At 70.0% G+C, this 20,409-nt stretch carries 15 protein-coding genes; 11 read left to right on the top strand and 4 right to left on the bottom strand.

The window, feature by feature from the left end:
• The first annotated feature begins 213 nt into the window (after positions 1-213).
• Positions 214-1,575: a hemolysin family protein gene (locus AB0K21_RS25020; RefSeq protein WP_364153605.1), complete on the top strand. Its 1,362-nt coding sequence runs from the start codon at positions 214-216 to the stop codon at positions 1,573-1,575.
• Positions 1,572-2,585, top strand: coding sequence for a hemolysin family protein (locus AB0K21_RS25015; RefSeq protein WP_343969188.1), 1,014 nt, complete (start codon positions 1,572-1,574; stop codon positions 2,583-2,585). Before AB0K21_RS25020 ends, AB0K21_RS25015 begins: the two co-directional genes overlap by 4 nt.
• Before the next feature lie 66 nt (positions 2,586-2,651).
• On the opposite strand, the gene AB0K21_RS25010 is transcribed toward AB0K21_RS25015, so the two are convergent.
• Both AB0K21_RS25010 and AB0K21_RS25005 read right to left on the bottom strand, forming a co-directional pair.
• Positions 2,652-3,740 (bottom strand): lytic polysaccharide monooxygenase, encoded by a 1,089-nt coding sequence (locus AB0K21_RS25010; RefSeq protein ID WP_364153602.1) that lies wholly within the window; start codon positions 3,738-3,740, stop codon positions 2,652-2,654.
• Between the two features lie 374 nt (positions 3,741-4,114).
• Positions 4,115-6,820: a beta-L-arabinofuranosidase domain-containing protein gene (locus tag AB0K21_RS25005; protein ID WP_364153599.1), complete on the bottom strand. Its 2,706-nt coding sequence runs from the start codon at positions 6,818-6,820 to the stop codon at positions 4,115-4,117.
• Positions 6,821-7,229: 409 nt separating this feature from the next.
• Between AB0K21_RS25005 and AB0K21_RS25000 the strand changes: the two genes are divergently transcribed.
• Positions 7,230-8,303 (top strand): hypothetical protein, encoded by a 1,074-nt coding sequence (locus AB0K21_RS25000; RefSeq protein WP_364153596.1) that lies wholly within the window; start codon positions 7,230-7,232, stop codon positions 8,301-8,303.
• Positions 8,304-8,356: 53 nt separating this feature from the next.
• Here the strand turns inward: AB0K21_RS25000 and AB0K21_RS24995 are convergent, their stop codons facing one another.
• Both AB0K21_RS24995 and AB0K21_RS24990 read right to left on the bottom strand, forming a co-directional pair.
• Positions 8,357-9,568 (bottom strand): acyltransferase, encoded by a 1,212-nt coding sequence (locus AB0K21_RS24995; RefSeq protein ID WP_364153593.1) that lies wholly within the window; start codon positions 9,566-9,568, stop codon positions 8,357-8,359.
• The gene (locus tag AB0K21_RS24990; RefSeq protein ID WP_364153590.1) at positions 9,565-12,351 is read right to left on the bottom strand and encodes a condensation domain-containing protein; all 2,787 of its coding nucleotides are present in this window, start codon (positions 12,349-12,351) and stop codon (positions 9,565-9,567) included. Before AB0K21_RS24990 ends, AB0K21_RS24995 begins: the two co-directional genes overlap by 4 nt.
• Before the next feature lie 110 nt (positions 12,352-12,461).
• Here AB0K21_RS24990 and AB0K21_RS24985 point away from each other — a divergent pair, with 110 nt between their 5' ends.
• From AB0K21_RS24985 to AB0K21_RS24950, 8 genes are all read left to right on the top strand, one after another.
• Positions 12,462-13,226, top strand: a complete 765-nt coding sequence (locus AB0K21_RS24985; RefSeq protein WP_364153587.1) for an SDR family NAD(P)-dependent oxidoreductase — start codon at positions 12,462-12,464, stop codon at positions 13,224-13,226.
• A 127-nt stretch (positions 13,227-13,353) separates the two neighbouring features.
• Entirely contained in the window at positions 13,354-13,785 is a 432-nt protein-coding gene (locus AB0K21_RS24980; protein WP_343969207.1) for a VOC family protein, read from the top strand.
• Positions 13,782-14,765, top strand: a complete 984-nt coding sequence (locus tag AB0K21_RS24975) for a class I SAM-dependent methyltransferase (RefSeq protein WP_364153583.1) — start codon at positions 13,782-13,784, stop codon at positions 14,763-14,765. Before AB0K21_RS24980 ends, AB0K21_RS24975 begins: the two co-directional genes overlap by 4 nt.
• Before the next feature lie 313 nt (positions 14,766-15,078).
• Positions 15,079-16,095, top strand: a complete 1,017-nt coding sequence (locus tag AB0K21_RS24970) for a PhnD/SsuA/transferrin family substrate-binding protein (RefSeq protein WP_343969213.1) — start codon at positions 15,079-15,081, stop codon at positions 16,093-16,095.
• Positions 16,096-16,140: 45 nt separating this feature from the next.
• Entirely contained in the window at positions 16,141-16,965 is an 825-nt protein-coding gene (locus AB0K21_RS24965; protein WP_343969216.1) for an ABC transporter permease, read from the top strand.
• 3 nt (positions 16,966-16,968) lie between these two features.
• Positions 16,969-17,694 (top strand): ABC transporter ATP-binding protein, encoded by a 726-nt coding sequence (locus AB0K21_RS24960; RefSeq protein ID WP_364153578.1) that lies wholly within the window; start codon positions 16,969-16,971, stop codon positions 17,692-17,694.
• A gap of 44 nt (positions 17,695-17,738) precedes the next feature.
• A complete protein-coding gene (locus AB0K21_RS24955) occupies positions 17,739-19,112 on the top strand; it encodes an NtaA/DmoA family FMN-dependent monooxygenase (RefSeq protein WP_364153575.1) in 1,374 nt (457 codons plus the stop codon).
• Between the two features lie 58 nt (positions 19,113-19,170).
• Entirely contained in the window at positions 19,171-20,061 is an 891-nt protein-coding gene (locus AB0K21_RS24950) for a sulfurtransferase (protein WP_364153572.1), read from the top strand.
• Positions 20,062-20,409 lie beyond the last annotated feature (348 nt).

The following is a 20,409-nucleotide window of genomic DNA, read 5'->3' as shown; positions in this document are numbered from 1 at the left end:
CGTTGACCTCGGTGAAGAACCCCGGAACGGGCCGGCCCCAGAAGATCGGCTAGCGTTGCGGACACGGAGATCCTCCCGCGTCGACGAGCCGGGAGGACATGAGCCGGCCACGAGGGCCGGATGGAAGGGCAAGGTGGGGGTGTCCGTGTCGTCGGACTCCGGCCATAGCAGAGGCCACCTGAAAGACCGTCGATCACGGGACAGGCGTCCTAGGTGAGCATCGCCCTCGGCCTGCTGGCCGTTCTGCTGCTGACCCTGGCCACCGGCTACTTCGTCGCCCAGGAGTTCGCCTATGTCACCGCCGATCGTCTGGCTCTGTCCCAGCAGGCCTCCGAAGGCGACAGGAAGGCCGCCCGCGCGATCAAGGTCATGGAGCGGCTGTCGTTCATGTTGTCGGGCGCCCAGCTCGGCATCACCGTCACCGCCCTGGTCGTCGGCTTCATCGCCAAACCCGCGCTGGCCGAGCTGATCGCCCCTGGGCTGGCCGCACTCGGCGTACCAGAGGGCGCGACCGGCGGCATCGCCCTGGTGCTCGGCTTCATCGTCGCCACCGTGATCCAGATGGTGCTGGGCGAGCTCGCCCCCAAAAACCTCGCGCTGGCCAGGCCCGAACCGCTGGCCCGCGCGCTGGCCTCCTCCACCCTGGCCTACCTGACGATCGCCGGGCCGATCATCCGGCTGTTCGACTCCGCGGCCAACAGGCTGCTGCGCGCGGTCGGCATCGAGCCGGTCGAGGAGCTGCACCACGGCGCGACGCTGGAGGAGCTCGGGCACATCATCGGCGAGTCCGAGGCCTACGGGCACCTGCCCGGCGACCAGGCCGACCTGTTGGAGCGGGCACTGGCCTTCTCCGAGCACACCGCCGGGGAGGTCATGGTCCCGCACGCCGACGTCGTCGGCATCGCCGGTTCGGCCTTGATCCCTGAGCTGGACGAGCTGATCTCCCGTCACGGGCACACCCACTATCCGGTGCTCGGCGACCGCCTGGACGACGTGATCGGCGTCGTGGGCCTGCGTGAACTGGTGACGATCCCGGCCGACAAGGCCGCGAACACGCCGGTGGCCGACGTCGCCCGCGAAGTCCTGATGGTGCCCTTCTCCGTCTCGCTGCCCGACCTGGTCGCCCAGATGCACGCACGCGACGAGGAGGTCGCCTGCGTCCTCGACGAGCACGGCGGCCTGGCCGGGCTGGTCACCTGGGAGGACGTCGCCGAGGAACTCGTCGGGGAGATCACCGATGAGAACGACCTCGACATCCCCACCGTGGTCGCCGCCGGCGACGGCTGGGAGATCGACGCGAGTCTGCGCATCGACGAGGTCTCCCTGGCCACCGGCCTGGAACTGCCCGACGAGGACGACTACGACACCGTCAGCGGGCTCATCCTGCAGCGTCTGGCCCGCTTCGCCGCGGCCGGTGACGTGGTCACCGTCGACCTGGTGCCCTCCATGGCCGAGCAGGCGCCCACGCATGCGGAGATCGAGGTGCTGACCCTCGACCGGCACGTACCCGACCGGGTCCGCCTGCGCCCCTTCCGGAACCCCGAGGCGGGCCAGGAAGGCGAGGAGGAGAAGTGAACCTGCCCACCGGCATTCTGCTGACCGTACTGCTGCTGATCGGCAACGGCTTCTTCGTCGCCTCCGAGTTCGCCCTCGTCGCGGCCAAACGGCACCGCCTGGAGAAGGCGGCCGCGCACGGTAGCCGCGCCGCCGCGGCGGCCGTGAAGGGTATCCGGGAGCTGTCGCTGATGCTCGCCGGCGCCCAGCTCGGCATCACCCTGTGCTCCCTCGGCCTGGGCGTGGTGTCCGAACCGCTGATCGCAGGCAGCCTGACACCGCTCTTCGACACCCTTGGCCTGCCCGAGGCCGCCGCGCACGCGGTCGCCTTCGTGATCGCGCTGGCCATCGTGACGTTCCTGCACATGGTGATCGGCGAGATGGCCCCCAAGTCATGGGCCATCGCCCACCCCGAGCGTTCGGCGACGGCCCTGGCGCTGCCCTTTCGCGGCTTCACCGTGGCCGTCCGGCCGATCCTGACCACGCTCAACGGCGTCAGCAACCTGCTGCTGCGCATGTTCCGGGTGCAGCCCCGCGACGAGACGTCCAACCCTCGCACACCCGAGCAGTTGCAGCACCTGGTGGAGGAGTCGCGCCGCCTGGGGCTCATCGAGACCGACGACCACGCGGTGCTCACCCAGGCCCTGCACGCCCCGAACGCGTCGATCGCCTCACTCACCGTCCCGGTGGGCGACATCGCCGGAGTGCCGATCGGCGCCTCGGCTCAAGAGATCGTCAGTGCCTCGGCCCGGACGCGCCGCACCCGCCTGGTGGTGTGGGACGGTGATCGCCCAGCGGGGGTGGTCCACGTCCGGGACGCCTACCTGGCCCGCAGGCGCGGCACACGGATTCGCGCTCGAGACATCGCCTACCGGCTGCCCGAACTCTCGGCGGAGACCTCGATCTCCCAGGCGGTCGCCGAACTACGTGCCGCGCACAGCCAGCTGGCGCTCGTCCGGACCGCGAACGGCTCCCTGGCCGGACTGGTCAGCCTGGACGACCTGCTGACCACCCTGCTCATTCCGGCATAGGACATCTCGCGCCGGCCCGCCGCTGGAAGGCGGCGGGCCGACGCGCGTGTGCTCAGCGGCCGGGGATCAGGTCGCGGTGCAGGTGAGGGTGGGTGTTCCGCTAGTGCCGGAGCCGATGAACCCGAAGGTGGTGGCGGCGCCGGCGCCCAGTGAGCCGTTGTAGGCGGCGTTGCGGGCGCTGACCGCGGACCCGTTGGCGGTCACGGTCGCGCTCCACGCCGAGCTGACCTGCGCACCGCCGGTGAAGGTCCAGTTCACCGTCCAGCCGGTGATCGCGCTGGAGCCGGCGGTCACGCGTACCTCGGCCTGGAAGCCGCCGGACCACTGGGAGACGGTGTGGTAGGTGGCCGAGCAGCCGCCGGCCGGGGGCGAGGTGGGAGTCGGCGTGGGCGTTGGGGTCGGGGTCGGTGTGGGAGTCGGAGTCGGCGTGGGAGTCGGCGTGGGGGTGGGGTTCGTGCCGCCGGTGAAGTTGACGTCGCTGCAGAAGTAGTAGGACTGGTCGGAGTGGCTGGCCTGCCAGATGGTGTAGACGACGTGGTGGCCGGTACGGCCGGGTGCGTACACGTCGATGGGCGTGGTGAGGCCGGTGGGCTGCTTACCCACCTGGTTGACCAGTTCCAGGTCGCTCCACCTCAGCCGCTGGGTCTTGGGATCGTAACCCTGCCTGGTGACGTAGACGCGGATGTAGTCCGCACCGTGCGAGGCCTGGTCCATCAGGTTCATGGTGAACCTGGCGGGGCGGTCCACGGTCTTCCACGCGCCCGGCACGTCCATGGAGGCGTAGCGGCCGCTTTCGGTCAGGCCGCCGCTGCACAGCTGCCCGTCGGGGATCGCGGCCTGGTGGTTACCGGCGACGCCCTCGCGGTACAGCCCGTTCCAGTTCCACATCGCGTTGGTGTTGTTCTGCCAGGCCTGCCAGCACATGGGGTCCTGCTGGGCCATGGCCGGGTTCTGGAAGTCGCTCCCCCAGCGCAGCCAGCAGCCGTAGTTGCGCGAGGGCGGGTCGCTGATCGAGCCGTGCGCCGAGGCGGGGACGACCATCACGGTGGTGAGCATGAGTGCGGCCGCGACCGCGACGAACACCTGCCGGAACCTGGTCCGGCGGAGGGGCGCGTCGTCGGATACGTAGGTCTGGTCGCGTAAGAGTCGGAGCACGCGTGACCTCATCTGCACAGTCTTCCTTTCGAATGCCGGGGGTGACGAGTCCTGGCGCGCCGAGTGAGGGCCGAGTCCTCACGCCAGAGGTGTCCCCACCGTCACCCAGTCCCCTGTCGGCGGCAACAGTGATCTACGGCCCTTGGCGGGCGACGGGCCAGGAGCTGGCCATACACCGCAAAACCGGATGAAAAGTTCATCCACTCCGCCGGCGCTCGTAGGCGCCGACGAGCGCGAAGCCGGGCCACGATCGTCCGTCCGACGAGAGTGGACTCGGCGGGCCGGTTCACCTGTTCGGCGGGGGCGGCCGCGGAGCCTCCGGGAAGCCCTCGGCCCCCGGCGGCCGCTACCGCCGGGGGCCGAGAGCAGGTGGGCTACACGAACCGCCACAGGCGGTCGTCGGCTCCGGTGTCGTCCGCGAGCACGATCTGGGCGCCCTGGGCGGTGGACCCGCCGCTGAGGCCGAGGACCCGGCCGCCGTTGGCGCACTGGATGCGGAAGTGCCCGGCGGCGCCGTACCGCAGTCGCCACCGGTGGTCGGCGGTGCCGTTGTCGGCCCACTGGAGCACCCGGGCGCCGGCGGCGGTGCCGGCGTTCTCGACGCCGAGTACCTTGCCGCTGTTGGAGTTGCGCAGGCGCAGGTAGCCGCCGGAGTCGACCACGGCGGTCCAGAGGTGGTCGGCGGTGCCGTTGTCGCCCCACTGGATCACCAGGCCGCCGTCGGCGGTGGACATGTTCTGCACGCCCAGCACCAACCCGCTGGCCAGGTTCTGGATCCGCCGGGCGCCGCCCGGCACGAACCGCCACTGGTTGTCCGCGGTTCCGTTGTCCGGGTCCTGGACGGCCTGGGCCCCGGCGGCGGTGGAGGCGTTGAGGATGGCGAGCAGCTTGCCGCTGTTGACATTGCGAATCTTGTGGGATCCGTCGCCGACGTCGGCGATCGTCCAGCGGTGGTCGGCGGTGCCGTTGTCGGCCCACTGCAGGACGCGGGCGTTGTCGGCGACGGACATGTTCTCCACGCCCAGCACCTTTCCGCTGTTGACGTTGCGGAACCGTACGGCGGCACCGTCGACGATCAGCTCCCAGTCGTGGTCCGCCGTTCCGGTGTCGCCCCACTGAAGCGCCAGGCCGCCGTCGGCGGTGGACATGTCCTGGATGCCCAGCACCAGGCCGGAGGCCGCGTTGACCAGCCGATGACCGGTGGTCCCGCCGCCCTGGCCGCCCGCGTTCCAGTAGACGGTGTAGTTGTGCCCGTGCGCGTCGTAGAACGGGATCAGGTTGACCGTCGCCGAATTGGCGGTGGCGGTGAAGGCGAGCGCGCTGCCGCTGGTCCGGGTGATCGATGTGGTGTTCAGGGCCGGGAGCGCGGACAGCGAGGTGCCGCCGTAGTTCCCGGACAGCACGACCGGCCCGTACGTGATCGCCGAGACGTTCGGGTTGTCGTTGGCGGCCTTCATGATCACTCGCATGGGCAGGCGTACCGTGACGGTGTCGCCGGAGGTCCAGGAGCGGGTGAGGACGGCGTACGTGCCGGGGGTGGTGTCCAGGTTCTGCTGGACGCCGTTGACGCTGATCGTGGCACCGGCGGTCCAGCCCGGTATGCGGATCCGCATCGGCCATGAGCCGCCGGCGCCGCCGGTGACCCGCAGGGTGGTGGTGTCGCTCGCCGGATAGGACGTCGTCTGGGTGACCGTGATGCCGCGCTGGGTCCAGTTCAGCACCGACGGCGCGAACAGGTTCACGGTCAGCGTGGTGCCGTTGTGGAAGTAGATCGAGTCCATCAGCTTGGTCTGCGTCTCCAGCCCCGTGCCCTGGCAGCAGGTGAAGGCGTTGTAGTCGTTGCTGTAGCTGCGCCGCCCGCCGGGCCTCAGCGGCGTGAAGTAGCAGACGTGACCGTGGGCGTCGGACGGGTTCTGCTGGCCGACCAACTGGTTCAGCAGTGCCTGCTCGTAGTAGTCGAACAGCGCGGCCCGGTCCGGGTACAGCAGGAACAGCTCCCGGGTGAGCTTGAGCATGTTGTAGGTGTTGCAGCTCTCGCAGGTGTCGTCGGTCAGGTACGCGGCGATGGCGTTGGGCGCCCGGAAGTGCTCCCCCTGGCTGTTGCCGCCGATCGCGTAGGTGTGGGCGGCGACGCACATGTTCCAGGCGTTCACCGCGATGTCGCGGTAGCGGGTGGTGCCCGTCGCCTTGTACTCGCGGGCGGCGCCGACCCACTTGGGGATCTGGGTGTTGGCGTGCAGACCGTTGAGCCGGTCCTGGCCGGCGGCCAGCGGGTCGAAGACGGCGGCGTGGTCGAACCGCTGCGCGACGGTCATCCACCGCGCGTCGCCGGTCTGCTGGTAGAAGTCCGCCAGCACGGCGTTCATGCCGCCGAACTCGATGGTCATCGTGGTCTGCATCTGGGCCTGGCTCAACCGGCCGGTGCGCCAGTCGACCCATCCGGCGAACCGCAGGAGCACGTCGCGCGCCTGCGTGTTGTCCGTGTACCGCCACACGTCGAGCAGCCCGGCCAGCGTCTTGTGGAGGCAGTAGTACGGCACCCCCTTGCGGACGCCGGTCTCCACGGTGTCGAGGTCGGACTCCGGGAAACCGGACAGGTATCCGGCGTTGAAACCGGCCGCGGCGTTGTTCGCCTGGCATTTGGCGAGCTCGGCCACCATGTAGGCGGCCTTGTCCCGGCAGACGGTGTCGCCGAGCACCGCGTACGCCTGGGCCCAGGCGCTGAGGAAGTGGCCCTGGCTGTGGCTGCGGAACTCCCACGTCGGCGACTCCCAGCCGCCGCACGCCGCCGCCCCCTGAGTGGACAGGCGGTGGTTGGAGCGGAAGTTGTACAGCAGCCGGTCCACGTCGACGAACCGCAGGTAGGACAGTGTGCGGTTCTGGTTGTCCAGCCAGCGACCGGTCGTCAGCCGCACCTGTCCGAGTTCGAACGGGTACGCCGACACACCGATGTCGGCTCGGGCCGGGGCGACCGCGGCCTCGGCCGCAGGGGCACCGGCGACCTGGCCCGCGGTGGAGGCGACGACGGCGACGCCGGCGGCCTGGAGCAGTTGACGGCGGCTGAGCGATGAGGGTGACACCTGGCCTCCTGGACATTGGCGAATCGATTGTTAGCGTTAACATTTGTTAGCGTTAACAATCGGTGATCTCAAGCACCGGGCCTGCGTCACGGTAGGCGGTCGAACGGGACCGGTCAATGCCCGCGCGGCGCCATGGCCCGAACGACGGCGTCGGCGCGGAAATTTTCACGGAAGGGGTCACGGCGGAGCGTGCCGATGGACACGGGCGACTTCGCCTGAGCACGGCGCCCCCTCTCGGTGAACCGATGTCGGTTCACCGAGAGGTCGTGTTTCGATCAGAAGTCGAGTTGGGCCTTCTCAGCGGCCCGGCCGGCGGGTTATCAAGAGCCGGAGAGCACACGCACACACCGTTCCCGCTCACGACCACCACCCCGATGTGATGAAGGACGACATGCGCCGGCTATGGGCAGTGATCGTACGAACGCTCTGCATCGCGGCCCTGGCCGCGACCGGGCTCACCACGGCGGCCACCGCGGCCACCGCGGCCGACCCCCCTCGCTGGGGATTCGCCGTCGTCAGGAGCGGCGCCGTCGTGGATTCCCTGCGCCAGGCGGGCTCATGGCCGGACGGGCTCAAGGTCGAGGCCGTCGCGGGCGGCCCCGGCCAGGTGCTCGTGAGGTTCCCGCAGATCGGCATGGCCACCGGAGGAGTCGCCCACGTCACGGCGATCTCCCAGTCCGCCGACTGGTGCCAGGTCCAGGACTGGTGGCAGTCGGGCGCCGACGAGGTCGTGGCGGTGCAGTGCCACCGGTTCGGTGTGGGCCCGATCGCCTCGTGGTTCTCCGTCACCTTCGGGTACAGCGCCCAGTACCTGCCCTCGCCCCAGGCGTTCGGGTACGTGCGCTGGAACGGCTCCGCCGTGGCCGCGCAGTTCAACTCCTCGGCGCCGGCCGCGGTGAACACCGTCGCGCCGTTGACGAACCCGGGACTGTGGCGGGTCACCCTGCCGGGGCTCGGCTCGGCGGGCCACGCCGGGAACATCCAGGTCACCGCGGTCGACCCGGCCGTACCGGCGCGCTGCAAGCTTGGGGGATGGACCGCGACGACGGCCGCGCAGAACATCATCGTGCGCTGCTACGACGCCACCGGCACGCCGCTGAACACCGGATGGAGCCTGACCTACCACCGCGAGCGGGCCATCACCTGGACACCCCAGCCGTACCGCTTCGCCTACACCTTCGACAACGCCCCCGACACCCCGGGCGTCTACCTGCCGACGCCGTACCCGGTCAGCCACAACTCGCAGTCCGGGGGCGTGCAGCTCAGCAGGTCCGCGGTCGCCAGGAAGCAGGTGATCTTCGGCGGCCTCAACGGATACCGGGACAACGTCCAGGTCACCGCGTTCGGCTACGGCCCGGAGTTCTGCAACCTGTTCGCCCCCTGGGAGTCGTACTCGACGTACGTGAGCATCCGGTACGTCACCTGCTACAACGGCGCCGTCCAGGTCGACCATCCGGCGATGATCACATACCTGGCCCGCTGACCGGCCCGCTCCGGATTCACCTGGACGGCCTGCTCACGCCAACGCACCAGGCCTCACATCGAGGGCTCCGCGCCCGGGGCCGGGGGTGTGGTCCTCGGCTCGCGGCGCAGCATGGCCCGCAGTCGCTTCTCGATCGGGTACTCGTACAGCCGGTACAGCCCCCATGACAGCAGCACGCTGACCACCAGGCCGGCCACCGCGTACGGCAGGTGCGCCCAGCTGGGCGGCGGGAAGTCGTAGAGCGACTGCCGGCCGAACGCGTGCTTGGCGATCGGGAAGAGCACCAGGAAGTGCACCAGGTAGAAGGCGTAGGACCACTGGCCGAGCGCCACCAGCGGGCGGGAGCCGAGCAGGCTGCGCCGACCGTCCAGGTCGTTGGTGGCCGCCGCCGCGATGAGCAGTGCGAACACCACGATGCTGCCCCGGTTGGCGGCCTCGGCCAGCGCGGTCGGCCACAGGCCCGAGACGGACCACGCCCACAGCAGCGCGAAGTAGCCGACCGTGATCGCGGTCGCCGCGCGCAGGCCGAGCGGGCTGCGCCAGCCGCGGTGTACGGCGGCGGCGATCACGATGCCCAGCACGAACTCGCTGACCCGGGCGATCGGCGAGTGGGTGGCGAAGTAGTACAGGTCGGAGGTGAACCAGTTCTCCGGGGTGATCTGCGGGTTGGCCAGCCAGAGCCAGACCCGGGTGCCGATGCTGATCGCGATGAGCACGGCGGCGATGACCACCATCTGGCGCAGCGTGCGCCGCACGATCGGGCGGACCACGAACGGGAAGACCGCGTAGAAGAAAGCCTCGCACGACAGCGACCAGGAGACGGTGTGCGGCACGGTGTCGCTCTGGAACGACGCCGGGATCCACGCCTGCACCAGGAGCAGCGTCGCGACCGTCCACCAGACCAGCGAGGTGCCGCCCTCGGTGGGCCAGAGCTGGCCGCCGACGAGCAGCGCGACCGCCGCGACGGTGGTGATGAGCAGCGACGGCCAGATCCTGGCGAAGCGGCGCCAGTAGAACCTCGGCGCGGTGTCATTGTCGAAGAACGTCCAGGTCAGAACATATCCGGACAGGACAAAGAAGAAGGTGACCCCGGCGGTGCCGAGGATGAACAGCTCGTTGAGGTAGGGCAGCGGCAACAGGATCGCGACGTGGCTGAAGAACACGCCGAACGCGGCGAACCACCGCAGCCCGGTCAGCGACTCCAGCCGCGTCCTCGGTCGTCCCTCACCGGTGGCCTGCGACGGCCTGGCGGATACCGAGGTCATGATGTCTCCTCTGCGGTGAGGCCGGCCTGCGCGCGGCGCTCGTCGATGAGTGCCGCCTGCTCGCGGACCGTCGCGTGGCGCAGCAGGTCGGGCAGTTCCACCTCGACGCCGAACGCCACCTCGTAGCGCAGGCTGAGGCGGGCCAGGGTGAGCGAGTGGCCGCCGAGGTCGAGGAAGCCGTCGGCGGCGCCGATCTCCCGCACGCCGAGCAGTTCGCGCCAGATGCCGGCGACCGCCTCCTCGGTGCCGCCCCTGATCGGCACCTGGCCGCTCTCGTCGCCCGGGGTCTCGGGGCTGGGCAACTCCCCGTGGGCGATGTCGCCCCGCGCGGTCCTGGGCAGCTCGTCGAGGACGACGACCGAGCCGGGCACCTGGTATTCGGGCAGGTGGGCGGTGACCTTCCGCGGATCGATCCCGTCGCCGGCCAGGTACGCGACGAGCCGGTCGTGGCGCACGTCCACGATCGCCTCGACCACGCCGGGGCGGCCGGCCAGGGAGCGGGCCACCTCGTCGGTGTCCACCCGGAACCCGCCGACGGTGAACATCCGGTCGAAGCGGCCGAGCAGTTCCAGCGAGCCGTCGGGCAGGATCCGGCCCCGGTCCCCGGTGGCGGCGGCGCCGACGTGGATCTCGCCGGGTACCCCGGTGGCGCCGGGGCCCCCGGCCCGGCCGGTGACCTCGATCGGGGTGCCGGCCAGCGGGACGCCGAGCGGGACGCCCCTGCGGGGTTCGGCGAGCGGGTCGATCCGGTGGGCCGCGGCCCAGCGCTCTCCGTACAGGGTCCAGGTGGGGACCTTCGCGGCCAGTTCCCGCGCGAGGGCGGCCGGGACGGTGGCCGCGTCGCAGAGCGCGGTGAGCGGGTGGTCCTCCGGCAGCGCGCCCTCGATCAGCAGCCGCCGCCACGCGGCCGATGGGGCGTGGACGACGGTGGCGTCGGCGACCAGGCCCCTCAGCTCCTCGGCGTCACCGACGGCCTCGGGGGGCGCGATCACCAGGTGCGCGCCGGACGAGAGGGCCAGCAGCATGGCGTCGGCGAGCGCGCCGGAGGCGGGCGGGGCGAAGGTGAGCACGGTGCCGGTGGCGTCCAGGCCGATCCGCGAGGCCAGGTCGGCGACCCGCGCCAGACCCGCTTCCGGCTGACCGCCTTCGGCCTTGAGCCGGGCGTACCACCACACGGCGAGCTCGGGGGTGTCGGCGGCCGGCGGTTCGGCCCCCTTGCGCACGGCGGGTGCCAGGGCCTCGGCGCGCGCGTCGAGCTGGGCGTAGGTCAGCGTGCCGTCGACGGAGGTGATGGCGGGCGAGTCCGGTGCGCGCCGCGCCCGCTCGGCCAGGACGGCGGCCGGTTCCTCGGCCCCGCCGGTCTCGGGCTGGGGCCGGGGCGGTCTCGGGGAGGCGGGCAGCGCCAGGTCGCCGACCTGGCGGTCGGGCCGGGCGCACGCCTCGGTGAGCAACAGCGTGAACTGCTCGGCGAGGACCTCGACGGTCGCGGGGTCGAACAGGTCGTCGTTGTAACCCCACAGGCCCGCCATGCCGTCGCCGTCGACGCTGAAGTCCACCATCAGGTCGAAGTGCGACACCTCGACGTCGGGCACGAACTCCGAGGCCCGCACGCCCGGCAGGTTCAGGAAGACGCCGTCGTTGTCGCGTACCCCGAGCCCCGCCTGGAACAGCGGCGTGTGGCTCCGCGGCCGCTGCGGGTGCAGCTCGCGGACCAGCTCCTCGAAGGGCATCTCCTCGTGGTCGTGGCCCTCGACGGAGGCGTGGCGCACCCGGCGCAGCAGCTCGCGGAAGGTGGGCTCGCCGCGCAGGTCGAGGCGGAGACAGATGATGTTGATGAAGCAGCCGACGAGCTCTTCGAGCTCGGGCCGGATGCGCCCGGCGGCGGGTACGGCGGTCACGATGTCGGCCTGGTCGGCGTAGCGCGACAGCAGCACGCCGTAGGCGGCCAGCAGGACGGTGAACGGGGTGGTGCCCTCCTCGCGCGCCATCGCGCGCACCGAGCCGACGACGTCCGCGGGTAGCCGGGAGCGGTGGAAGCGGCCGGCGCGGCTCCGGTGCGGCGGGCGGGGCCGGTCCGAGGGCAGGTCGAGCAGCCGGGGCACGCCCTCCAGGGCCCGCCGCCAGTAGTCGACCAGGCGCGAGCGCACCTCCTCGGTGCGCAGCCGCTCGCGCTGCCAGACCGAGAAGTCGGTGTACTGCAGCTCCAGTTCGGGCAGGGGGGCCGAGGAGGTGTAGAGGGCCTCGATCTCGCGCCCGACGATGCCGAAGGACGGGTCGTCGAAGACGATGTGGTGGAAGGTCAGCACGAGCACGTGGTCGTCGGGCCCCAGCCTGAGCAGCAGGGCCCGCCAGAGCGGCCCGTGCCGCAGGTCGAACGGTGCCAGGATGTCGTCGGCGGCCATCCGCGCCGCCTCGTCCTCGGGATCGGGCTCGCCGGCCAGGTCGACGGAGCGCAGCACCCCGGTGGGCGCGTCACCGACGCGCTGGACGGGCATGCCGTCGATCTCCTCGACGGTGGAGCGCAGGATCTCGTGCCGCCTGATCACCTCGCAGAGCGCCCGGTCGAGGGCTCCGGGGTCGAGGGGGCCGCGCAGTCGCAGGGTGGCGGGCACGTGGTAGAACCCGAATCCCGGATTGAACTTCTCGCCGAACCAGATGCGCTCCTGGGTGGAGGAGACCGGCACCCCCTCGTCGGGTATCGCGCGTCGCGGGATGCGATCTCGCTCGCGCCGCCGGCGGGCGATCAGGTCGTGCACATTGTCAGCGCCGTTGGAAATCGTCATTGGTTACCTCACGTCTGTGGGGTGCAGCGTGAATGCGGAATTTCGCGTCAGGATATGTCTTGATAAGTAAGCACATTCGCCCAGCATTGCGGAAAGGCGGCCAAACGGATATGGAGCTGAGAGGGGTGACGGCACTGGTGTCGGGGGCCGGTGGAGGGCTGGGCGCCGCCACCGCGCGCGAGCTCGCCGGGGCGGGCGCGCACGTGGTGGTGGCCGACACCGACACCCGTGCGGGGGCCGCGGTGGCGGGCGAGGTGGGCGGCACGTTCGTGGAGACCGACGTGACCCGCGCCGAGTCGGTCGAGCACGCCGTGGAGGTGGCCGCGGGACTCGGCGGGCCGCTGCGGGTGGCGGTGAGCTGCGCGGGTGTCGCGCCCGCCGCCCGCACGCTCGGCCTCGACGGCCGCCCGCACGACCTGGAGATCTTCGAGCGGGCGCTGGCGGTCAACCTGGTCGGCACCTTCAACGTGATGCGCCTGGCCGCCGCCGCGATGGCCGCGACGGAACCGCTGCGGGACGGCGAGCGGGGCGTGGTCGTCAACACCTCCTCCGCCGCCGCCGAGGACGGCCAGGCCGGTCAGGCCGCCTACGCCGCCTCCAAGGGCGCGGTCGCCGCGCTGACCCTGCCGGCCGCCCGCGACCTGGCCTCGGTCGGCGTGCGGGTCTGCGCGCTCTCCCCCGGCCTGTTCGACACCCCGCTGTTCGGGGCGATCCCGCCGGAGTTCCGGCGCCCGCTGGTACGGCAGATCGTCTTCCCGCCGCGGCTGGGAACGCCGGCGGAGTTCGCCCGCGCGGTCCGGGCGGTGTGCGAGCTGGGCTACCTCAACGCGGCGGTCGTCCGCCTGGACGGCGGCCTGCGCCTGCCGAAATCGTGACGTGTCCTGATCCGGCCCCGGCATTCGCGAAAGCGGCGAAATCCTGGACGCCAGGACGTCTCGCCGGCGGGATGCGGGGTAGCGTCACCGTACGTTTCCATGGTCACCGATCGAGGGAGATGGAGAAATGCTCACCCCGCCCGACGGAATGCCGAGAATCACCCCCGTCATCTTCTACGCCGACCTCGAAAAAGCCATCGAATGGCTTATCGAGGCGTTCGGATTCGAAAAGCGGAAGGTACTGAAGGACGACGACGGCTCCATCGTGCACGCCGAGCTGTCGTTCGGCGAGGGCGTCGTGCAGCTCGCCGGGACCGGTGACGGCCGCAGGCACGAGCCGCAGGGCCAGGGCGAGCTGCGCCAGAGCCTTTATGTGTTCGTCGATGACGTCGACGAGCACCACGAGCGCGCCAGGAAGGCCGGAGCGGTGATCCGCGACGAGCCGGACACCCGCTTCTACGGCGACCGCAACTACACCACCGAGGATCTGGAAGGCCACCACTGGGTCTTCGCCCGCCGGGTCGAGGAGATCCCGTACGACGAGATCGACACCCCGTGAGCGCCGTGGAACAGGTCAGGGAGCTGTACGAGCGGTACCCCTGCCCCTCCCTGACCGTCGGCGACGACCTGATCCTGGATCTGGCGCTCGGTATCGGCATGGTCGTCAGGGACAAGACCCTGGCGGGCAAACGGGTGCTGGACGCCGGGTGCGGCACCGGCCACCAGCTGCTCGGGCTCGCCTCGCAGTATCCGAAGGCGAGCTTCACCGGGATGGACCTTTCCCGGTCCTCGCTCGACGTGGCCGAGGAACTGCGCGAGCGTAACGGGCTGACCAACGTGGAGCTGGTGCGCGGCGCCATCGGCGGGGACGGGTTCGAGGGTCCCTACGACCTGATCGTGATGACCGGGGTGCTGCACTGCCTCGACGACCCCCGCGCGGGCCTGGCCTGGCTGGCCGAACGGCTCTCCCCCGGCGGCCTGATGTACCTGTGGCTCTTCCACAGCTTCGGCGAGCACCAGCGGCTGATCGACCGCGAGCTGGTACGGCTGCTCTCGGGCGGCGACACCGGCGAGGAGGGCCTGTCGGTGGTGCACCGGCTGGGCCTGGGCCGCTCGGCGGGCCGCTACGGCACGCACTCCTCGGCGACCGGCGACCCGCGCGACCAGGATGTGCTGGACGCCGACGCCTACCTGCACCCGGTGATGCGCACCCACCGCTTCGACGACGCGGCCCGCCTGTTCGAGGGCCTGGACGGGATCGGCTGGGTCGCGCTGAACGGCGTCAACTGGGACGGCGGCGGCAAGATCCTGGACCTGGGCCGCCGCCACCCCGCCTCCCCGGTCTTCCTGTCGGACGCCGACCTGTTCGACGACGAGGAACTGCTGGCCCGCTACGCCGGTCTGCCCGCCGCCGAACGGGCCGCGGTGATGGAGCTGCGCCTGGCCCCGACCGGCTTCACCATCGTGGCCGGCGCCCCGGGGGCCGAGGAGCTCTGCGAGTCCAGGATCGCGGGCAACGTCCTGCGCAGAAACCACTGAGACGAGTCGCACCTCCCCCGACCAGGCGGACATCACCCCCAGTCGGGTTGACTTCCGTCATTCCCTACCTAAATAATAGAAAAAGCCCACATCGCCCGATTCTCTCGGGCGATGTGGGCGGTTCACATGTCAGTTGCCCGAAGATCCCGCCACAAACGGCCCGTGTCCATGGAGTCGTTTCGCGCTGCCCGGAAACGGCCGTCTCCCGGCCGACGCAGCCGAGACCGACCCGCCGCGTTCCTTCTGCTCGTCCCGCCGACGTGGGCGACAGAGGAACATCACGCTCCGCTTTGGTCAGAAGAAACAGAGTCTCATGCGCAAAAAGAGGAATCCCAGCATCCGGCGAGCACTCGTGGCGTTCACCGCCGCGGTCGTCGCGGGAGGCCTTCTCACCGGATGCTCGTCGGACAAGGACGGCAGCGGCTCGCCGAAGGACGTCTCCCTCAAGGTCGGCATCGCGACCCAGTTCTTCCAGATCGCATGGGACGAAGGACAGAACCGGCCCGAGTACCGGGTCGACTTCAGCCGCTTCGACGGCGCGGGGCCGGTCTTCGAGGCGTTGGGCGCCAAGTCCATCGACTTCGGCTTCGGATCCGACCTCTCGATCGTGTCCTCGCAGGCGAACGGCGCCAAATTCAAGATCTTCGCGGTGGCGAAACCGAACCCCGACTGGCTCCGTCTCCTGGTTCCTCGGAACTCGGCCGTCCAGTCGCTGAGCGAGCTCAAGGGAAAGAGGATCGCCGTCGTCCGGGGGTCGGCCGCCCACAGGTTCGTCGTCGGCGAGATCGAGAACCTCGGACTGGGCACCGACGACTTCGAGCTGACGTTCCTGTCGACTCCCGACGCGCAGGCGGCGTTCCTCCGGGGCGATGTGGACGCGTGGGCGTCCTGGGAGCCGAACTCCGCACAGGTCGAGATCGGCAACGGAGCGCGCCTGATCCAGACGGCCACCGAGACGACGGCGGGCAACATCTACTTCGCCGCCAACCAGGGCTTCTTCGAGGGCGACCGGCACAGGACGGACGCGACCAAGGACTTCCTCAAGAAATTCATCGTCGGGCTCAACAAGCAGAAGGCCGACACCGGTAACTGGGCCAAGGTGCTGGCCGAGAAGATCGACCTTCCTCTCGACGTCGCCACCCAGTTCGCGAAGAACTACAGCTTCACCTTCATCCCCATCGACGACTCCGTGAAGAGCGACTACACCGAGACGGCGAAGGTGCTGCAGGAACAGGGAATCATCAAGAACGCACCGGACGTGGCCACCGCATTCGACGAGATCGCGAACGAGGCCGTCATCTCCGCCAACGGTGAACAGGCCGCCAAGTAGACCACGGGTCCCGGCTCGCAGCCCGTTCACCGGAAAACGAACGACTTGCCTTCGGCGCATCCGCCAGAGAGAAGTTCCAAAGAAGTGACCATCACGGCAAAGAAGCCGACCGTGCGTCATGAATCGATTCTCGGAATCGTCATTCCGTTATCGGCGCTGGTACTGTGGCAGCTGCTGGCCTCGCTCGGCCTCCTCGAGGATTTCCTGCCGGCCCCGGTCAGGGTCGGCCAGGCCCTCGTCGACCTCATCTCCGACGGCCGGCTCGCCGACGCCCTGCTGATATCGCTGCTCCGGGCCGTCACCGGCCTCGTTCTCGGGGTCGCGATCGGATCGGCCCTCGGCTGGTTCTGCGGGACCAGCCTGCTGGGCTCCGCGCTGTTGAACCCGACCCTGCAGGCGTTGCGCGCCCTGCCGGTCCTGGCCCTGGTCCCACTGTTCATCCTGTGGTTCGGTATCGGCGAACTCTCGAAGATCTTGATGATCGCCATCGCGACGATGTTCCCGATCTATGTCAACGTCATGTCGGCCGTTTCCAACATGGACAGGAAATACCTGGAACTGGCGTCGACGCTGAAGCTGTCCCGCTGGCAGGTGCTCAGGAGAATCCACCTGCCCGCGGCACTGCCCGCGTGGTTCGTCGGCTTTCGGTATTCGAGCGGCTTCGCGCTCGTGATTCTGGTGATCTCCGAACAGGTCAACGCCGATTCCGGGCTGGGTTACCTCATGACGGAGGCTCGAACCTACTACCGGCTCGACGTCATCATCGTCGGAATCCTGATCTACGGAATCCTGGGCGTGCTCGCCGACCGTGGTGTGGCGGCGTTGGAACGTCGGGCACTCCGCTGGAACGACGCTGTGGTGAAGGCGTGAGGAATGTCGACAGATAGCGTGACCGGCGCCTCCGCGCGGCCGGTCGTCAACGTCAAAGGCGTGTCAAAGGCGTTCGGCGACAACCAGATTCTCGACAACGTGGACATCGAGATACCGCCTGGCGAGTTCGTCTCGATTCTGGGCAGGAGCGGGACAGGGAAGAGCACCCTGTTGCGCATCATCGCCGGTCTGGACACCGAGATATCCGGAAATGTCACCTTACGAGCCGATGCCGGGGTGATGTTCCAGGACGCGCGGCTGCTTCCGTGGCTCTCCGTCGCCGACAACATCGTGCTGGGCTCCGGTGTCCGGCCGGACGACCCGACGGTGCGGGAACTGCTGACCAGGGTCGGGCTGGATTCCATCGACCCCGCCGCCTGGCCCAAGACCCTGTCCGGGGGGCAGTCGCAGCGCGTCGCGCTGGCCCGGGTGCTGATCCGGACACCGCGGCTGCTGCTGCTCGACGAGCCCTTCGGCGCCCTGGACGCGCTCACCCGCATCCGCATGCAGCGACTGCTGGGCGACGTACGGGAGAACTACCACCTCAGCGCGTTCCTGGTGACCCATGACGTGGAGGAGGCGCTGGTGCTCTCCGACAGGATCGTCATCCTGGACGGCGGAAAGCTGATCTTCGACGAGATCCTGCGCCTGCCCGCACCGCAAGAGAGAACATCGCCGGACTTCGCGGCGAAAAGAAACGAGCTGTTGAGACTCCTGGGTGTCGCGTAGTCCGCGAGATTCCCCAACATCACCATCGACAGGGAGACCCCGAAGTGGCGAGGAAACGCCTCATCTTCAACGCGTTCGTGTGCCCGTCGCCAGGGCATGTCAAGCCCGGCCTGTGGCCGCACGACCTGCCGGGCAACGAACTGGCCGACTTCGACCGGCTGGACACCTGGATCAGACTGGCGAAAAAGCTGGAGGAAGGCCGCTTCGACGGGCTGTTCATCGGCGACGTGCTCGGGCTCTACGCTCCGTACGGGGGCAACTGGGACGTGTTCGTGCGGGACGGCAACCGCTTCCCGATGCTGGACTCGCTCATCCTCGCCTCGACGTTGGTGCCCGAGACGCAGAACCTGGGACTGATCCTCACCGCCTCGGTCATCCAGGACCACCCCTACTCGCTGGCCCGGCGCATCGCGACGCTCGACCACTTCTCGGAGGGCCGGGTGGGCTGGAACATCGTCACCAGCTCGACCGAGAACGCCCACAGGAACTACGGCGCCGACACCATCGTCAACCACGATGAACGGTACGAATGGGCCGAAGAGCACGTCGACGCGGTGCTGAAGCTCCTGGAAGGCAGCTGGGAGGAGGGGGCCGTCGTCCGGGACTCGGCGCGGAGGATCTACGCCGACCCCGGCAAGGTGCACCGGATCAACCACGAGGGACGGCACTACAGGGTCGAGGGCCCGCTCATCGTGCACCCGTCACCTCAGCGCGTGCCGACCCTGTTCCAGGCGGGCTCCTCGCCCCGGGGGATCGACTTCGCCACGAGGTTCGCCGAGGGCGCCCTCCTGCTCAACAGCCTGGAGGGAGCCGGAAACGTCATCTCCGGCCTGCGACAGGGCGCCGCGAGGCACGGCCGGCGGCCCGAGGACATCAAGATCCTGGCGGCGCTCACCTTCGTCGTGGGAAGCACCGAGCGCGAGGCCAAGGAGAAGTGGGAGCAGTACGAGGACCTCATGAACCATGAGGCCCTGGCCGCCGAGGTCGGCGGAAACATCGGCATCGACCTCTCCAAGCTGGACATGGACGGTCCGATCGACTACTCGAACGCGCAGGGCGGCATCGGCAAGATCATCGCCGAGGCGAAGAAGTACCGGAACGGTGTCATCACCAAGCGCCAGTACCTACAAGGTGTCGCCCGGGAGACCACGATCGTCGGCACGCCCGAACAGGTGGCCGACCGGCTGGAGCAGTGGCAGGATGCCGGCATCGACGGCGTCAACGTCATGAACTACCTGATTCCCGGGACGTACCACGACTTCGTCGACCACGTCATTCCGGAACTGCGGTCGCGTGGCCTCGCGCAGACCGAGTACAGCCCCGGCACCCTCCGGGAGAAGCTGTTCGTCGAAGGCCCGCACCTGAACCGCAGGCACCCCGGGTACGCGTACCGCGGAGCCTTCACCGCGCCGTTGTGATCGGCGGGTGTGCTCGCCGCGGCGCATGGACAGTATCGAAGTAAGGGATCGCACCGTCATGACAACCGAACGGCACCCCCCGACCCCGAGCCGGTCGCCGCGCGGCGAGGTGTTCGTGTCGGCCGACGAGCTGGCGAGGCTGCTCACCGGCGACCGGCCGCCGATCGTCCTTGACATCCGGTTGGCGAACGACGGGCCGGACGGGCGGCCCGAGTACGCGGCGGGACACATTCCCGGCGCGGTCTTCGTCGACGTGGCGGCGGATCTGCAGAGCGAGCCGGGCGGCCTCGCCGGCAGACGCCCCCTGCCGGACATCGCACGGTTGCAGTCCCGGGCGCGGGAGTGGGGCGTCAACGACGGCGATGCCGTCGTGGTGTACGACAGCGCCTTCGGCACGAAGGCCGGCCGTGCGTGGTGGGTGCTGCGGTGGGCGGGGGTGGCCGACGTCCGCCTGCTCGACGGCGGTCTCAGCGCCTGGGCCGGGCGCGGACACGAGGTGAGCACGGTCGAGCCGGCGCCGCCCCCCGGGACCGTCACCCTCAGCGCCGGCCACCTGCCGGTACTCGACGCGGACGGAGCGGCCGAGTACGCGGCGGCGGGCAGACTGCTCGACGCGCGGGCCCCCGAGGTCTACCGGGGCGAGCCGGCCGAGCCGAGGCGGCCGCGCACCGGGCACATCCCCGGGGCGATCTCCGCGCCGACGCACGGCAACCTGACCGCCACGGGACTGCTCGCCGGCGAGGACACCCTGCGCCGGCGGTTCGCCGGCCTGGGCGCCGACGGGACCGCGCCGGTCGGGGTCTACTGCGGCGGCGGGGTCTGGGCCGCGCACGAGGTGGCGGTGCTGGCCGGCCTCGGCATCCCGGCCGGGTTGTTCGTGGGCTCCTTCTCGGCGTGGGAGGCCGACCCACGGCGCGAGGTGACGGTGGGGGACGATCCGGGCCGCTGACCTGATCGAACCGCCCCGGTGGAGACCTCCGGCACTGGCCGAACCGGAGCGGCACCGGCTCGAGATCTCCTCGGACGCGAAGAGCGGATCGGCCGGGCCGCGGGCGCGTTGACCGCGCACGGTGCCGGCGTGAGCGCCATGGTCGCGAGGAATGCCCCGGCCATGCCGCCGACCGTACGGACGCGGTGTCAGCCGGGTGCGCACGGCGTGCCGGGCGGCATTACCCGGCCATCGCGTATCCGGGCTCCGGACGCGGGATCTGTTATCGAGGCCCTGAGGTGCCGCCGGTAATGCCGCAGGTAACTGAGTCCGACGACGCTCCCCCTACCGCGTCGGGGAACCAACACC

This window comes from Streptosporangium sp. NPDC049248 (assembly GCF_040678965.1).
GTDB lineage: Bacteria > Actinomycetota > Actinomycetes > Streptosporangiales > Streptosporangiaceae > Streptosporangium > Streptosporangium fukuiense.
This window is presented reverse-complemented; position numbering and strand designations above follow the sequence as displayed.

Coding starts and splice junctions, on each gene's coding strand:
- AB0K21_RS24995 (WP_364153593.1), bottom strand. CDS start 9,568: ATGACCTCGGTATCCGCCAGGCCGTCGCAGGCCACCGGTGAGGGACGA.
- AB0K21_RS24990 (WP_364153590.1), bottom strand. CDS start 12,351: ATGACGATTTCCAACGGCGCTGACAATGTGCACGACCTGATCGCCCGC.
- AB0K21_RS24985 (WP_364153587.1), top strand. CDS start 12,462: ATGGAGCTGAGAGGGGTGACGGCACTGGTGTCGGGGGCCGGTGGAGGG.
- AB0K21_RS24980 (WP_343969207.1), top strand. CDS start 13,354: ATGCTCACCCCGCCCGACGGAATGCCGAGAATCACCCCCGTCATCTTC.
- AB0K21_RS24970 (WP_343969213.1), top strand. CDS start 15,079: ATGCGCAAAAAGAGGAATCCCAGCATCCGGCGAGCACTCGTGGCGTTC.
- AB0K21_RS24960 (WP_364153578.1), top strand. CDS start 16,969: ATGTCGACAGATAGCGTGACCGGCGCCTCCGCGCGGCCGGTCGTCAAC.
- AB0K21_RS24950 (WP_364153572.1), top strand. CDS start 19,171: ATGACAACCGAACGGCACCCCCCGACCCCGAGCCGGTCGCCGCGCGGC.